At 46.6% G+C, this 14,522-nt stretch carries 15 protein-coding genes; all 15 read left to right on the top strand.

The genetic code is table 11. The features are described 5' to 3' along the window. The first annotated feature begins 101 nt into the window (after nt 1–101). The 15 genes from rplS to codY all read left to right on the top strand — a co-directional run bounded on the left by rplS (nt 102) and on the right by codY (nt 14,432). Nucleotides 102–455 (top strand): 50S ribosomal protein L19, encoded by a 354-nt coding sequence (gene rplS, locus MUN34_RS04425; protein WP_012370767.1) that lies wholly within the window; start codon nt 102–104, stop codon nt 453–455. Between the two features lie 100 nt (nt 456–555). Beyond that, nucleotides 556–1,095: a signal peptidase I gene (gene lepB, locus MUN34_RS04430; RefSeq protein ID WP_026827990.1), complete on the top strand. Its 540-nt coding sequence runs from the start codon at nt 556–558 to the stop codon at nt 1,093–1,095. A 214-nt stretch (nt 1,096–1,309) separates the two neighbouring features. Continuing rightward, nucleotides 1,310–2,176: a ribosome biogenesis GTPase YlqF gene (gene ylqF, locus MUN34_RS04435; protein ID WP_026827991.1), complete on the top strand. Its 867-nt coding sequence runs from the start codon at nt 1,310–1,312 to the stop codon at nt 2,174–2,176. Between the two features lie 59 nt (nt 2,177–2,235). Continuing rightward, nucleotides 2,236–2,988: a ribonuclease HII gene (locus tag MUN34_RS04440; protein WP_026827992.1), complete on the top strand. Its 753-nt coding sequence runs from the start codon at nt 2,236–2,238 to the stop codon at nt 2,986–2,988. A 13-nt stretch (nt 2,989–3,001) separates the two neighbouring features. Continuing rightward, the gene (locus MUN34_RS04445; protein ID WP_247856942.1) at nt 3,002–3,880 is read left to right on the top strand and encodes a hypothetical protein; all 879 of its coding nucleotides are present in this window, start codon (nt 3,002–3,004) and stop codon (nt 3,878–3,880) included. Then, the gene (locus MUN34_RS04450; protein ID WP_214763980.1) at nt 3,877–4,137 is read left to right on the top strand and encodes an EscU/YscU/HrcU family type III secretion system export apparatus switch protein; all 261 of its coding nucleotides are present in this window, start codon (nt 3,877–3,879) and stop codon (nt 4,135–4,137) included. Before MUN34_RS04445 ends, MUN34_RS04450 begins: the two co-directional genes overlap by 4 nt. Before the next feature lie 88 nt (nt 4,138–4,225). Next, nucleotides 4,226–5,386 (top strand): ADP-forming succinate--CoA ligase subunit beta, encoded by a 1,161-nt coding sequence (gene sucC / locus MUN34_RS04455; RefSeq protein ID WP_026827995.1) that lies wholly within the window; start codon nt 4,226–4,228, stop codon nt 5,384–5,386. Nucleotides 5,387–5,399: 13 nt separating this feature from the next. Continuing rightward, nucleotides 5,400–6,314: a succinate--CoA ligase subunit alpha gene (sucD, locus tag MUN34_RS04460; RefSeq protein WP_247856943.1), complete on the top strand. Its 915-nt coding sequence runs from the start codon at nt 5,400–5,402 to the stop codon at nt 6,312–6,314. Nucleotides 6,315–6,378: 64 nt separating this feature from the next. Further along, a complete protein-coding gene (gene dprA / locus MUN34_RS04465) occupies nt 6,379–7,206 on the top strand; it encodes a DNA-processing protein DprA (protein WP_247856944.1) in 828 nt (275 codons plus the stop codon). Between the two features lie 47 nt (nt 7,207–7,253). Further along, nucleotides 7,254–9,350, top strand: coding sequence for a type I DNA topoisomerase (gene topA / locus MUN34_RS04470; RefSeq protein WP_247856945.1), 2,097 nt, complete (start codon nt 7,254–7,256; stop codon nt 9,348–9,350). A gap of 3 nt (nt 9,351–9,353) precedes the next feature. Continuing rightward, nucleotides 9,354–10,658 (top strand): FADH(2)-oxidizing methylenetetrahydrofolate--tRNA-(uracil(54)-C(5))-methyltransferase TrmFO, encoded by a 1,305-nt coding sequence (gene trmFO / locus MUN34_RS04475; protein ID WP_247856946.1) that lies wholly within the window; start codon nt 9,354–9,356, stop codon nt 10,656–10,658. 171 nt (nt 10,659–10,829) lie between these two features. Then, on the top strand, nt 10,830–11,708 hold the full coding sequence (locus MUN34_RS04480) for a tyrosine-type recombinase/integrase (RefSeq protein WP_026828000.1): 879 nt from the start codon (nt 10,830–10,832) through the stop codon (nt 11,706–11,708). Continuing rightward, nucleotides 11,677–12,273 carry an ATP-dependent protease subunit HslV gene (hslV, locus tag MUN34_RS04485; protein ID WP_427374421.1) on the top strand — a complete coding sequence of 199 codons (597 nt, stop codon included), beginning with the start codon at nt 11,677–11,679 and terminating at the stop codon, nt 12,271–12,273. Before MUN34_RS04480 ends, hslV begins: the two co-directional genes overlap by 32 nt. After that, nucleotides 12,266–13,636 carry an ATP-dependent protease ATPase subunit HslU gene (gene hslU, locus MUN34_RS04490; protein ID WP_026828002.1) on the top strand — a complete coding sequence of 457 codons (1,371 nt, stop codon included), beginning with the start codon at nt 12,266–12,268 and terminating at the stop codon, nt 13,634–13,636. Before hslV ends, hslU begins: the two co-directional genes overlap by 8 nt. Before the next feature lie 16 nt (nt 13,637–13,652). Next, the gene (codY, locus tag MUN34_RS04495; RefSeq protein ID WP_012370753.1) at nt 13,653–14,432 is read left to right on the top strand and encodes a GTP-sensing pleiotropic transcriptional regulator CodY; all 780 of its coding nucleotides are present in this window, start codon (nt 13,653–13,655) and stop codon (nt 14,430–14,432) included. The last annotated feature ends 90 nt before the right edge of the window (nt 14,433–14,522 follow it).

Here is a 14,522-nt window from a genome sequence, read left to right on the forward strand (position 1 = left end):
GTTAAAACATGTGGCAAAAGCCACCTATTAACGATGTTCCGCTGTTGGATGCCAAGGGCAAATGAAGATACGAACATTGGTGAAAAAAGGAGAAATCATTCATGAACACACAACAATTGTTCCGTGAAATTACACAAGAACAAATCAAGTCAGACGTCCCTGCATTCCGTCCTGGTGATACAGTCCGCGTCCACGTTAAAGTCGTCGAGGGTACGCGTGAGCGGATCCAGCTTTTCGAAGGCGTAGTCATCAAACGTCACGGTGGCGGCATCAGCGAAACGTTTACAGTTCGTAAGATTTCTTACGGAGTTGGCGTTGAGCGTGCGTTCCCGCTTCACTCACCACGTGTTGCGCAAATCGAAGTCGTTCGTTACGGTAAAGTCCGTCGTGCGAAACTTTACTACCTCCGTAACCTTCGCGGTAAAGCGGCTCGTATTAAAGAAATTCGTCGTTAATCATGTGAAAAAGTGGCTTGTCTCCGGACAAGCTTCTTTTTTTTATCGTTTATGCGTATACTAGGTTTAGGCAAGAGATTGAGTTGAAGGAGTGGAACGCGTGAAGGAGTTATTTAGTTGGATCAAGGCGCTGGTCGTGGCGCTCGTAATTGCGTTCATCATCCGAACGTTTTTATTTGTCCCGGTCATTGTGGACGGCGAATCGATGATGCCGACGTTACACAATTCGGACCGAATGATTGTCAATAAGGTTCCTTATTATTTCAATGAACCGGAACGGGGAGACATCGTCGTCTTCCATGCAACGGAAACACGGGATTACATTAAACGTGTGATTGCTGTTCCAGGTGATACGATGTACTACAAAGATGATACATTATACGTCAACGATAAAAAAGTCGAGGAACCTTATCTGAACGAGTTTAAGGCGCAGATGAATGGTGTTCCGTTAACAGAAGACTTTACATTGGAAGAAAAAACAGCACAAAAGACCGTTCCAAAAGGAAAAGTGTTTGTAATGGGAGATAATCGTCAAAACTCGAAAGACAGCCGGGACATCGGTTTTGTAGACGAAGACCAAATCGTCGGTACGACGAACTTCGTCTTCTATCCGTTTAGCGATGTTCGATCAGTCGATTGACGATTTCAGCCAGTAATTAAGAAACGGAGTTCACTGCATGTGGACTTCGTTTTTTTGTTCGGACCGTGACAGGGTTCTTTTCTGGCGAAAAGTTGCGTATACTAGAGAATGGATCGTTTCTCTCGAACAGGCAGTGGATCGGTCATACGAGACACGATGTATATATCGTTCATTATTAGCAGTCCAAGCACTATGAAAACTTGAGGTGGAAGAAATGACAATACAATGGTTCCCGGGACACATGGCGAAAGCACGCCGTGAAGTCACGGAAAAATTAAAATTGATTGATGTCGTCATCGAATTGGTGGATGCACGGTTACCGATGTCAAGCCGTAATCCGATGGTCGAGCAAATCACAGCAGGAAAACCGCGACTGATCGTCCTGAATAAATCAGACATGGCTGATGCCCGTCTGACCGAAAAATGGATGCAGGCACTCCGAAAAGACGGTGTCGACGTCGTCGCAGTCGATGCGAAGCACAGTAAAGGGTTAGGACAGATTCATGAAGGTGCCTTACGTCTGATGAAAGACAAACATGACCGGATGCGGGATAAAGGGCGGAATCCAAGTGCGATTCGAGCTTTGATCATCGGGATCCCGAACGTCGGGAAATCAACGTTGATCAATCGTTTGGCTGGACGGAACATCGCGATTACAGGAGACCGTCCAGGTGTGACGAAACGTCAACAATGGATCAAAATGAAGACGGGTGAGATGGAACTGCTTGATACACCGGGAATTCTCTGGCCGAAGTTTGATGACCAGCTTGTCGGCTACCGGTTAGCGGCAACGGGCGCCATTAAGGATGATATCCTGAATATTGATGATATTGCCTTGTTTGCCATCCGTGAGTTGATGACGCGTTATCCGGAACAATTAAAACTGCGTTATCGTCTCAAGGAAATCACGGGAGAAGCGGTTGATGTATTAGAAGCCATCGGAAAAAACCGTGGTTTCGTCACCGGCGGCTATGTCGACTTTGAGCGGACAAGTGAAATGTTGCTTCACGAGCTCCGAACGGAGAAAATTGGTCGGGTTACGCTCGAGACCGTTGAAGAGTGGGCGACCGTTACAGAATAAGACAGGCTTGGACTTCTCGAGATGAGAAATCCAAGCTTTTTTCGAAAAGGAGTTAAGTCATGAACATTACTGAAATCAAAGCACGATTAGCAATGGTCTCACGAGGAGAGTTCGAACAAATCAAAAGCGAATTCGCGCAAGATACCCGAAAAGGTGTTGTCACTGCTCTGAAACAAGCAGAGCGCCGGTTGTTAAACGAAGAGCAACAACGTGTTCAGTTTCAAGAACGATCGCTTTTTGAAAAGCTTTACCGCGCGCAAGGTCATCAGCGTATTGCCGGAGTGGACGAAGTCGGTCGGGGACCGCTTGCGGGACCCGTCGTCGCAGCAGCCGTCATTTTACCGGTGGATTTTTATCATCCCGGGCTGACAGATTCAAAACAGATGTCGAAAAAGCAACGACTTGCTGCGTATGAGCATATTCAGGAAGTCGCAGAAGTCGCAATCGGGATCGTCGAACCGGAAGAGATTGACCGGATCAACATTTACCAGGCCTCCAAACAGGCTATGCAGCAGGCTGTCGCTCAATTGACGCCGGATGCCCTGTTAGTGGACGCGATGACGCTTGATGTTGATTTCCCACAGGAATCCTTGATTAAAGGCGATGCCCGGAGCATCTCGATTGCAGCAGCAAGTGTCGTCGCGAAAGAAACACGGGATACGATGATGGAACAATACGCCATGATCTATCCGGATTACGGCTTTGAACAACATGCCGGATATGGTACGGTACAACACTTACAGGCACTCGACCGTGTAGGGGTGACGCCGATTCACCGAAAGACATTTAAACCGGTCCTCGACCGACTTTAGGAGGTGAGCTATCGTGCAGATTGAGCATCGTGCCTTACTGCCCTTTAAAATTATTGATTCGACCAACCAACCGTTACGCGAAGGGGCAAACGTCATCGGTAAAGTATTGAAACTGCTTCCGGACGGTCTGATGGAGCTGCAAGTCGGACAACGTGTCTTGACGGCAGGAACGACAGCCGAGCTGAAAGAGGGCGCGACTTACCGTTTTCTGGTCACGAGTACAGATGGACAGCCCGTTTTAAAAATCGTTTCACAGGAAACGAGTTCTCCGAAATTACCGGTGCTTCCGACATTTGATCGAATCAATCCACTTTCAGCGGAATCCGTCCCGCAAACGACACGAGATGTCTTGCAACAGCTGGGTCAAAAAGTGATGGAAGGGTCCGGAACAGCCTTCAAACAAGCTATCATTGAATTGGTTCAACTCGCTCGGAGTGCGGATGGTACAACAGAAGGGCAGCTCGACCGGAAGACGAGTGATCAGGTACTTGCCCAACAGGTCATTCAAGCGACGAATGAAACCGGACGCGGTATATTTTTGTTTCAATTACCGCAATTTGGTCCTTTCGAAGAAGTCGATGTCACGATGGAGGCACCTTTTGATCAAAAAGAATTTAATCCGGATCACGCACGAATTGCTTTTTACTTAAAACTGCCGAAAGTCGGTGAAATTGCATTGGATTTATTAATCACGGATCGAAAAATCGCGATTTCCGTTTTTCATCCGGATGAACGGATTGCCGCTTTTATGTCCCACTATCAGCCGACCATCGAGCAGCGTCTGCACGAGCAAGGATATGATTTGATTCGATTTGAACAGATCGAATCGGAAAAAGAACGGATCTCATTTCAACCGACGGATCGAAACGGAAGGGTGGACTATCAGATATGAAAAAAGCCATCGCCTTATCGTATGAAGAACAGATGCAAGCCCCTAAGGTCGTCGCGAAAGGATCGGAACGGGTCGCGGAACGAATTCTCGAAGAGGCGTTACAGCACAATATTCCGATCCGTGAAGACGCGACGCTGATTACACTGCTCGATGCCGTTCAAGTCTCGGAACAAATTCCAAACGAACTATACGGAGTCATCGCCGAGTTGTTTGCCTTTTTATATCAGCTTGATCAAACGGAAATTTTGAAGAAATAAATGCTTTCGGTCGATAACGATAGACAGCGCTTCCAATTTTAACTACAATGAAAGAGCCGAAACTAAAGGGGTTAAGGGGGATTTTTTCATGAATGTACATGAATATCAGGCAAAAGAGTTACTTCGTTCGTACGGTGTACCTGTTCCGAACGGAATTGCAGCATTTACAGTCGAAGAGGCAGTCGATGCAGCAGAACAATTGTCAGGTCCGATCAAAGTCGTAAAAGCACAGATTCACGCAGGGGGTCGCGGTAAAGCCGGTGGTGTTAAATTGGCTAAATCGCAAGAAGAAGTGAAAGAATTCGCGACAGAGTTACTCGGCAAAACACTCGTCACGCATCAGACAGGTCCAGAAGGTAAAGTCATCCAACGTCTTCTTGTTGAAGAAGGTTGTGCGATTGACAAAGAGTATTATCTCGGGATCGTCCTCGACCGTGTAACAGGTCGTGTCGTCATCATGGGTTCAAGTGAAGGCGGAATGGATATTGAGGAAGTAGCAGAAGCAACTCCGGAAAAAATCATCAAAGAAGTAGTGGATCCGGCAGTTGGTTTACAAGCCTTCCAAGCACGGAAACTGGCGTTTGCAATGGGTGTTCCGGTTAAACTTGTCAACAAGTTCGTCGGTATGGTCACGAAATTGTATACATTCTTCGTCGATAAGGATTGTTCAATTGCTGAAATCAATCCACTCGTCACAACAAAAGACGGTGATGTCTTGGCACTTGATGCAAAACTCAACTTTGATTCAAACGCGTTATACCGTCATGCTGATGTCGTCGCACTCCGTGACGAATCAGAAGAAGATCCACGTGAAGTGGAAGCTTCTAAAAATGACTTAAACTATATCGCACTCGACGGAAACATCGGATGTCTCGTCAACGGTGCAGGTCTCGCGATGGCGACGATGGATATCATCAAGCATTTCAGCGGCGATCCAGCAAACTTCCTTGATGTCGGTGGCGGTGCGACAAAAGAAAAAGTAACAGAAGCCTTTAAATTGATTTTGTCGGATGAGAACGTCAAAGGAATTTTCGTTAACATCTTTGGTGGAATCATGAAGTGTGACGTCATTGCAGAAGGTATCGTTGCCGCAACAAAAGAAGTTGGCTTAGAATTGCCACTCGTCGTTCGTCTCGAAGGAACAAACGTCGATGCCGGGAAACAAATTCTCAAAGATTCAGGTCTAGCGATTACAGCAGCTACATCAATGGCAGACGGCGCAGAAAAAATTGCTGCGCTCGTGAAGTAAGGGGGAGCTAAGGATGAGTATTTGGGTAAATGAATCAACAAAAGTCATCATTCAAGGAATTACAGGGAATCAAGGAATGTTCCACGGCGAACAGATGATTGATTACGGAACGAACCTCGTCGGTGGCGTGACACCAGGTAAAGGTGGAACGGAAGTACTAGGAGTGCCGGTCTTCGATACAGTCGCTCAAGCAGTCGAAAAGACAGCTGCCAATGCTTCAATCATCTATGTACCGCCTGCATTTGCGGCCGATGCCATCATGGAAGCAGCGGATGCGAACATCGCCTTGATCATTTGTATCACGGAAGGGATTCCGGTTCTTGATATGGTTAAAGTAAAACGTTATCTGGACGGAAAACCAGTCCGTCTGATCGGACCGAACTGTCCGGGTGTCATTACGCCAGGCGTTGCGAAACTCGGGATCATGCCAGGATACATTCATACACCAGGTCACGTCGGAATCGTCTCACGTTCTGGAACATTGACGTATGAAGCCGTTCATCAATTGACGACAGCAGGAATTGGTCAATCAACAGCAGTCGGAATTGGTGGCGATCCGGTCAACGGAACAGATTTCATTGATACGCTCAAAGCGTTTAATGAAGATCCGGAAACAAAAGCCGTCATCATGCTGGGTGAAATCGGTGGAACGGCAGAAGAAGAAGCGGCTGAGTGGGTCAAAGCCAACATGACGAAGCCGGTCATCGGATTCATCGGTGGGCAAACAGCACCTGAAGGCAAACGCATGGGTCATGCCGGTGCCATCATTTCAGGTGGTAAAGGAACTGCTGCAGAAAAAATCAAAACACTTCGTGCCAATGGGATCGAAGTAGCAGAAACACCAGCTATCATCGGTGAGACGTTGATTCGTGTCATCAAAGAAGCCGGTATCTACGGCGAATGTGTCACAGGTTCAACTGTGAAGTAAACAAGATGTTAGCTGTCCTGATTGAATCAGGACGGCTTTCTTCTATATAAAAGGAGCGTAATGAATGGACAGAGAACTGTATGCACGTTTTGCGACTTGCCGGGTTCCGTATTCAATCGTTGTCTTGATCGAGCAGTACGGTCTTTTACCGGTAGAGGATTTACCCGTGTCAAGATCCATCAAAAACCGTTATCAGCGTGCCTTACAATTGGATCAAGTCCCAACGAACCTTCTTGTTCCGGGTGACCCGTTTTTTCCGATGTCGTTGCTTCAAATTCCTCAACCCGTCTACGGTCTTTTCTTCAGCGGTGATCCTTCCTTATTAAAACAGCCGATGATCAGTATCATCGGAAGTCGTCAACCCTCTCCTTCTCACTCAAAACGTTTATCTTTCTTACGTCCCTTTTTCGAGTCTCCATTCGTCACGGTGTCAGGTGGTGCTCTTGGTATTGATTCTCTTGTACATCGTCTTTCCCTTAAACATCATCAAGCGACGATTGCTGTGTTAGCGAGCGGTTTTGATTGTTTGTATCCCGCCCGGCATTCACAACTGTTTCAACGGATTCAGCAAGCAGGACTGCTTTTATCGGAGTATCCCGCTCCAACCCCAATCAAGAAGTATCAGTTTTTGGAACGAAACCGGATTATCTCCGGACTGGCGTCAGGATTGATTATTGTTGAGGCAACCCGGAAAAGCGGGACGATGAACACGGCAGGTCACGCGCTTGAACAGGGAAAAGACGTGTATTGTATCCCGGGTTGTCCGACAGAAAAACACTTTCAAGGGACAAATCAACTGATTGCGGAAGGGGCGATTCCACTCTTGAATCCGGAAGAAGTTTCAAAAAGTATCTTGATGAACGTTGACAAATGGGAATCGAGACTACTATGATAAGTGAGATTAAAATACGAGTACGCCTCTAATAGGGAGCGATTGTAATGGCAAAATATTTAGTAATTGTCGAATCACCTGCAAAGGCAAAAACCATCAAACGTTATCTCGGTTCAAACTATACCGTGAAAGCTTCGATGGGACATGTCATCGACTTACCGAAAAGTCAAATGGGTGTTGACGTAGAACATGACTATGAACCAAAGTATATTACGATTCGTGGTAAAGGCCCGGTTTTAAAAGAGTTAAAAACGGCCGCTAAAAAAGCACAAAAAATCTATCTTGCAGCCGACCCGGACCGTGAAGGGGAAGCAATCGCTTGGCACTTAGCGAAAGCCCTCGGTGTCGATGAATCGACAGAATGTCGGGTCGTCTTTAATGAAATCACGAAAGACGCCATCAAAGATTCGTTCAAGAGACCCCGCAAGATCAACTACGATCTTGTCGATGCACAACAGGCGCGGCGTATCTTGGACCGTCTCGTCGGTTACAGTATGAGTCCGTTACTTTGGAAGAAAATTAAAAAAGGCTTGTCAGCAGGACGTGTTCAATCGGTTGCTGTGAAGATGATCATTGATCGCGAACAGGAAATCAATGCCTTTTTACCGGAAGAATATTGGACGATCAAACTGGAGCTGGACGCAAATGGTGAAAAGCTCGAAGCCAACTTCTACGGAATTGACGGAAAGAAACGCGAATTGCACTCAGAAGAAGAAGTCAATGAAGTATTGGCCAAACTTTCAGAGTCCTTCACGGTCGATTCCGTTACGAAAAAAGAACGTCGCCGGAATCCGGCCTTGCCGTTTACGACGAGTTCGCTTCAACAGGAAGCAGCCCGCAAGCTGAACTTCCGTGCGAAAAAAACGATGATGATTGCCCAGCAGTTATATGAAGGAATCGAGCTCGGAAAAGAAGGAACGGTCGGTTTGATTACGTACATGCGGACCGATTCAACCCGGACATCCGAAACCGCCAACATTGAAGCACAAGGGTTCATTGAAAATGCGTACGGAAAAGAATATATCGCTGTTGAAAAACGGAAAGAGAAAAAAGCAGCAAATTCGCAAGATGCCCACGAAGCGGTTCGTCCGACATCGACGATGCGTGACCCGCAACTCGTCAAATCGTATTTATCCCGCGATCAATTCCGATTATACAAATTAATTTGGGAACGGTTTGTTGCGAGCCAAATGGCTCCGGCTGTTCTGGATACAGTAAAAGTCGACTTGATTTCAAATGATGTCATGTTCCGGGCAAACGGTTCGACGGTTAAATTTGCCGGATTCATGAAAGTCTATATTGAAGATACAGACGATGAGACAGTAACGGACGTCAAGGACGGTTTGTTACCGCCGCTTGAAGACGGTGAAGTCTTGGAGCAGGAAATGATTGAGCCGAAACAACACTTTACGCAACCACCACCGCGGTATACCGAGGCACGCCTCGTCCGGGCGATGGAAGAACTCGGGATTGGTCGTCCGTCGACGTATGCGCCGACACTCGATACGATCCAAAAACGCGGTTACGTGACGCTCGAAGAGAAAAAATTCCTGCCGACCGAACTCGGGGAACTGGTCATCGATATGATCAGTGATTATTTCCAAGAATTCATCACCGTTCAATTTACGGCGGATATGGAAGCGTTGCTCGATGCAATCGAAAAAGGGGACATGCAGTGGACGGAAGTCGTCGATCCGATTTATAAATCGTTCGAAAAGCGTCTGACACGTGCAGAAGCCGAAATCGAAAAAATCGAAATCAAAGACGAACCGGCCGGAGAAGATTGTGAAGTCTGCGGACACGCGATGGTCATCAAGATGGGCCGTTATGGAAAATTCATGGCGTGCTCAAACTTCCCGGAATGTCGGAACACGAAGCCGATTCAAGTTGAGATTGGTGTTAAATGTCCGACGTGTGGAACAGGTGAGATCGTGGAACGCCGGAGTAAAAAAGGACGCTTATTCTACGGCTGTTCGAATTATCCGGAATGTGAATTCGTCTCATGGGATAAACCGGTGGAAGAACCATGTCCGGTTTGTAGCAGTATGATGGTACAAAAGAAAATCAAGAACGGTGTGAAAGTAGAATGTACGTCTTGCGGACATCATGAAACACGCATCGATCAGGAGCAAGAGGAGGAATGACCGATGAAACGGGTAACCGTAATCGGCGCCGGTCTCGCAGGTTCTGAAGCAGCATGGCAACTTGCGAAACGCGGTGTACAAGTAGATTTATATGAAATGCGACCAGTCAAGCAGACACCTGCTCACCATACCGATCAATTTGCAGAGCTCGTTTGCTCGAACTCACTTCGGGCGAATCAACTGACAAATGCAGTCGGTGTATTAAAAGAAGAAATGCGACAACTCGACTCACTGATCCTCAAGGCTGCCGATCTTGCGAGTGTGCCGGCAGGTGGTGCGCTTGCTGTCGATCGACATGACTTTGCCGGATACGTGACGGAAACGTTAAAAAATCATCCGAACGTCACGGTCCATCATGAGGAACTTGAAGCGATTCCAGATGGTCCCACCATCGTCGCTACAGGTCCTTTGACAAGTGCCGCTTTGTCCGAATCTCTCAAGCAGTTCACCGGAGAAGATTACCTGTATTTCTTTGACGCTGCCGCACCGATTCTTGACGGTGATACGATTGACCGCGATAAAGTGTATTTAAAGTCACGTTATGATAAAGGAGAAGCGGCTTACTTGAACTGTCCGATGACAGAAGAAGAGTTTACGCATTTCCACAATGAGTTGATTCAAGCGGAAGTCGTTCCGTTAAAAGAATTCGAGAAGGAAATCTACTTCGAAGGATGCATGCCATTTGAAGTATTAGCGTCACGCGGACCAAAGACACTTTTATTCGGACCGATGAAGCCAGTTGGTCTTGAAGATCCGAAAACGGGTGAACGTCCGTATGCCGTCGTTCAACTTCGTCAGGATAACTCAGCCGGAACATTGTTTAACCTCGTTGGATTCCAAACGCATTTGAAGTGGGGCGAACAAAAACGAATCATCCGTTTGATTCCAGGTCTTGAAAATGCTGAAATCGTTCGTTATGGTGTCATGCACCGGAATACGTTCGTCAATTCACCGAACCTGTTGCAACCGACGTATCAGACACGGACACGTCCGGATCTATTCTTTGCCGGTCAGATGACAGGCGTCGAAGGATACGTCGAATCAGCTGCTTCCGGTTTGACGGCAGGTATCAATGCGGCTCGTTTAGTCAACGAAGCGGAGCCGGTCGCCTTCCCGAAAGAAACGATGATGGGTGCGATGGCGCATTATATCACGACGACTGAAGGTAAGAACTTCCAACCGATGAACGCAAACTTCGGACTGGTACCGGGACTTGCCGACCAAAAAGGTCGAATGAAGAAACCAGAAAAGTATGCGCTCCTTGCCGAACGGGCATTAGAAGCAATTAAAGACTTTACCGATATGTAAGGAAGATGGGGGAGAAGGCGCAATCCAGCGTTCTTTTCTCCCATTTCTTAATTTGTCATAAAAGCGTGATAATTTTGTTATTTTTCCGATTTTTGGTCTATTGTCAGACTACTTACGGTGTGCTATGCTAAGGGCGATTCGAGTATGAAATGGTTAGAAGGGGGCTCATCAATGGGAGTAGACTCAGAGTTTGACGTACTGCGAAAATCGTTTTTACGGTATGTACACATCGAACGTCAATTATCTCCAAATACGGGCCGTTCTTATGATCAAACACTTCGACAATACGCCGCTTTTTGCCTCGATCATCAGCTGGGATCGATTGAATTGGCAACTGCACGGCGTTATTTGTTTGCTCTTTATGATCAAAAAGCATCTAAATCAACGATCGCTCAAAAAGTATCTTGTTTGAAACAATTCGGGCGTTTTGTGACGCGGGATACAAATGACGTCAATCCTTTTGAAGGATTGAAGGCGCCAAAACGTGACCAAACGCTACCGACGTTTTTAGTACCATCAGAATACGAACGATTTTTAGAAGTTTTCCGGACATCGGATTCATTAGGCGTACGGAATGTGGCATTGATTGAGTTGCTGTATGCAACAGGGATGCGTGTCAGCGAATTGGCCGGATTGAACGTAAAGGATTTAGATCCGGACTTGGAGTATGTGCATGTATACGGTAAAGGACGAAAAGAACGGATTACACCAATCGGATCATTTGCGAAAAAAGCTTTGACCGAATATTTGAAGGAACGACAACCGTCCGAGGACGAAGAACAAGCGATTTTTCTTTCTCGTTCAGGTCGCCGTTTGACAACGGACGGGATTCGGAAAATCTTAAAAAAAGCAGATCCCTTTTTATCGAAACATGTGACACCACATGCTTTACGACATAGTTTCGCGACCGATTTACTGGAACGTGGAGCAGATTTACGAGCGGTGCAAGAATTGCTTGGGCATGCTTCATTATCGACGACAGGGCAATATACACACGTCACGACGGAACGGCTACGACATGTTTATCAGCAAGCGCATCCGCGTGCCTAAGGGAGGAAATAGCATGTTTCATGCAACGACGATTTTTGCGATTCAACATAACGGTCAATCTGCAATGAGCGGGGATGGACAAGTGACTTTTGGTAATCAAGTCATCATGAAGAAAAGTGCAAAAAAAGTCCGGCGTCTCTATGGTGGGAAAGTGATTGCAGGGTTTGCCGGAAGTGTAGCTGATGCGTTTACGTTATTCGAAAAGTTTGAAGCAAAACTTGAAATGTACAACGGGAACCTGCAACGAGCTGCCGTGGAACTAGCAAAGGAATGGCGGGGCGATAAAATGCTACGCCAGCTGGAAGCTTTGTTGCTTGTCATGGATGGAACACATTTACTTCTTGTTTCAGGTAATGGAGAAGTCATCGAACCGGATGACGGGATTTTGGCCATCGGTTCAGGCGGAAACTATGCGCTTGCCGCGGGTCGGGCACTGGCTCGGCATGCCGGACATATGACAGCCGAGGAAATCGCCCGTGCCGCTCTTGAAACAGCAGGAGAGCTATGTGTATTCACGAATGATCAAATCATTTTAGAAACGATTGGGGGAAGTGCAGATGCATGAATTTACACCGAGACAAATCGTGGAAAAACTAAATGAACATGTCATTGGTCAAGCGGATGCGAAACGAGCCGTCGCGATTGCACTTCGAAATCGTTATCGCCGTCAACTGCTCGATCCGAGTCTGCGTGATGAAGTGACACCGAAGAACATCTTGATGATCGGACCGACAGGAGTAGGAAAAACGGAAATCGCCCGTCGACTTGCTAAATTGGTTCGTGCACCGTTCGTTAAAATTGAAGCCACGAAATTCACGGAAGTCGGTTATGTCGGACGTGACGTTGAATCAATGGTCCGTGATTTAGTTGAAGCTTCACTGCGCCTTGTCAAAGATGAGAAAAAAGAAGCTTTGAAAGAACGTGCTGAAGCGGTTGCGAATGAACGAATCGTTGATGCCCTTGCCGGTAAAAAAGCTTCAACGGGTCTTGGCGGAGGAAATCCGTTTGAGATGCTGTTCGGTGGAACTCAAAAACCGCCCGAGCAAGAAACTGCCAACGATACAGCCGATCGGTCCGTCATTCGCCAACAATTATTCCAAGGTCAACTAGAAGACCGCATGATTGATGTGGACATCGAAGAGCGTCAAATGGATTTGTTCTCCGGACAACAAGGTATGGAAGGGCTCGCGAATCTGCAGGATATGCTCGGACAAGTCATGCCGAAAAAAACAAAGAAACGCCAGCTAAGCGTTAAAGAGGCACGTCCGATTTTGACTGCGGAAGAGGCAGAACGTCTACTCGATTTGAATGAAGTCCACGACGAAGCCGTTCGTCGTGCTGAGCAGATGGGAATCATCTTCGTCGATGAAATCGACAAGATTGCAACGAAGGGACAAGATAGTGCCGGTGTATCGCGCGAAGGCGTGCAGCGTGATATCTTACCCATCGTCGAAGGATCAACCGTTGTGACGAAGTATGGCCCTGTCAAGACGGATCATATGTTATTCATTGCAGCCGGAGCTTTCCATATGGCAAAACCATCTGACTTGATTCCGGAACTGCAAGGACGTTTTCCGATCCGGGTGGAACTCGACAGTTTGACCGAAGACGACTTCGTCAAAATTTTGACAGAACCAAATCAAGCATTGCTTAAGCAATACAAGGCTTTGCTTGGGGCGGAGCAAGTCCATGTCACATTTACGGAAGACGCGATTCGTCAAATTGCACGGATTGCGGCACAAGTAAATGATGAAACAGATAATATCGGTGCTCGCCGTTTATATACCATCATGGAACGTGTATTAGAAGAATTATCGTTTGAAGCGGCAGAGATGCCAGAGACAGACGTCACCATCACACCTCAATATGTCATGGACCGCGTCGGAAAAGTAGCAGATGATCGTGACTTAAGTCAGTTCATCTTATAAGTGGAGGAAGAAAATCATGAATTTACTGGCAAAAACACGAAAGCTCAACACGATGTTACAACAAGAAGCAAGCACACATGTCGACTTTAAGGTCATGGCAGATCGATTAAGTGAAGTCATGGAATCAAATACCTTTATCGTCAGCCGTCGTGGAAAGTTATTAGGAATTGCAATTAAACAACAAATCGAGAATGCACGAATTCGTGGATTCCTCGAAGAGCGTCAGTTCCCGGAAGATTATACGAAAAAATTGTTTAATGTGACGGAAACGACGGCAAACATCGCGATCGACAGCGAGCATACAGCGTTCCCAATCGATAACCGCGATATGTTCGAGACATCAAAAACAACGATCGTTCCGATCATCGGTGGCGGTGAGCGACTTGGAACACTTGTACTTGGTCGGATGCTTGAAGATTTTAATGAAGAGGACTTAGTGCTTGCTGAATACGGAGCAACGGTTGTCGGAATGGAAATCTTACGTGAGAAAGCCCATGAAGCGGAAGATAAGGCGCGGAAAAAAGCCGTCGTCCAAATGGCGATCAATTCTTTATCGTATTCTGAACTTGAAGCGATCGAACATATCTTCGAAGAGCTAGACGGAAACGAAGGATTGCTTGTGGCTTCTAAGATTGCTGACCGTGTCGGGATCACTCGTTCAGTCATCGTCAATGCGTTGCGGAAACTTGAAAGTGCCGGTGTCATCGAGTCTCGTTCGCTTGGTATGAAAGGGACATACATCAAGATTTTAAATGACAACTTCCTCTATGAATTAGAGCGGATTAAATCGAACTAAAAAAAGAAAATAATAGAATTGCAAAGAAGACCTAGTAAAGCACTAGGTCTTCTTTTTTTTATAGGTATTATTTATCATTTTTATAAAAAA

The sequence above is a fragment of the Exiguobacterium sp. 17-1 genome, from assembly GCF_023096305.1.
Classification (GTDB): domain Bacteria; phylum Bacillota; class Bacilli; order Exiguobacteriales; family Exiguobacteriaceae; genus Exiguobacterium_A; species Exiguobacterium_A sibiricum_A.

What these genes read in the sequence shown, in the direction of transcription:
- ylqF (WP_026827991.1), top strand. Translation starts at nt 1,310, where the DNA reads ATGACAATACAATGGTTCCCGGGACACATGGCGAAAGCACGCCGTGAA.
- rplS (WP_012370767.1), top strand. Translation starts at nt 102, where the DNA reads ATGAACACACAACAATTGTTCCGTGAAATTACACAAGAACAAATCAAG.
- trmFO (WP_247856946.1), top strand. Translation starts at nt 9,354, where the DNA reads ATGAAACGGGTAACCGTAATCGGCGCCGGTCTCGCAGGTTCTGAAGCA.
- MUN34_RS04480 (WP_026828000.1), top strand. Translation starts at nt 10,830, where the DNA reads ATGGGAGTAGACTCAGAGTTTGACGTACTGCGAAAATCGTTTTTACGG.
- sucD (WP_247856943.1), top strand. Translation starts at nt 5,400, where the DNA reads ATGAGTATTTGGGTAAATGAATCAACAAAAGTCATCATTCAAGGAATT.
- topA (WP_247856945.1), top strand. Translation starts at nt 7,254, where the DNA reads ATGGCAAAATATTTAGTAATTGTCGAATCACCTGCAAAGGCAAAAACC.
- MUN34_RS04440 (WP_026827992.1), top strand. Translation starts at nt 2,236, where the DNA reads ATGAACATTACTGAAATCAAAGCACGATTAGCAATGGTCTCACGAGGA.
- MUN34_RS04450 (WP_214763980.1), top strand. Translation starts at nt 3,877, where the DNA reads ATGAAAAAAGCCATCGCCTTATCGTATGAAGAACAGATGCAAGCCCCT.
- dprA (WP_247856944.1), top strand. Translation starts at nt 6,379, where the DNA reads ATGGACAGAGAACTGTATGCACGTTTTGCGACTTGCCGGGTTCCGTAT.
- sucC (WP_026827995.1), top strand. Translation starts at nt 4,226, where the DNA reads ATGAATGTACATGAATATCAGGCAAAAGAGTTACTTCGTTCGTACGGT.
- hslV (WP_427374421.1), top strand. Translation starts at nt 11,677, where the DNA reads ATGTTTATCAGCAAGCGCATCCGCGTGCCTAAGGGAGGAAATAGCATG.
- hslU (WP_026828002.1), top strand. Translation starts at nt 12,266, where the DNA reads ATGCATGAATTTACACCGAGACAAATCGTGGAAAAACTAAATGAACAT.
- codY (WP_012370753.1), top strand. Translation starts at nt 13,653, where the DNA reads ATGAATTTACTGGCAAAAACACGAAAGCTCAACACGATGTTACAACAA.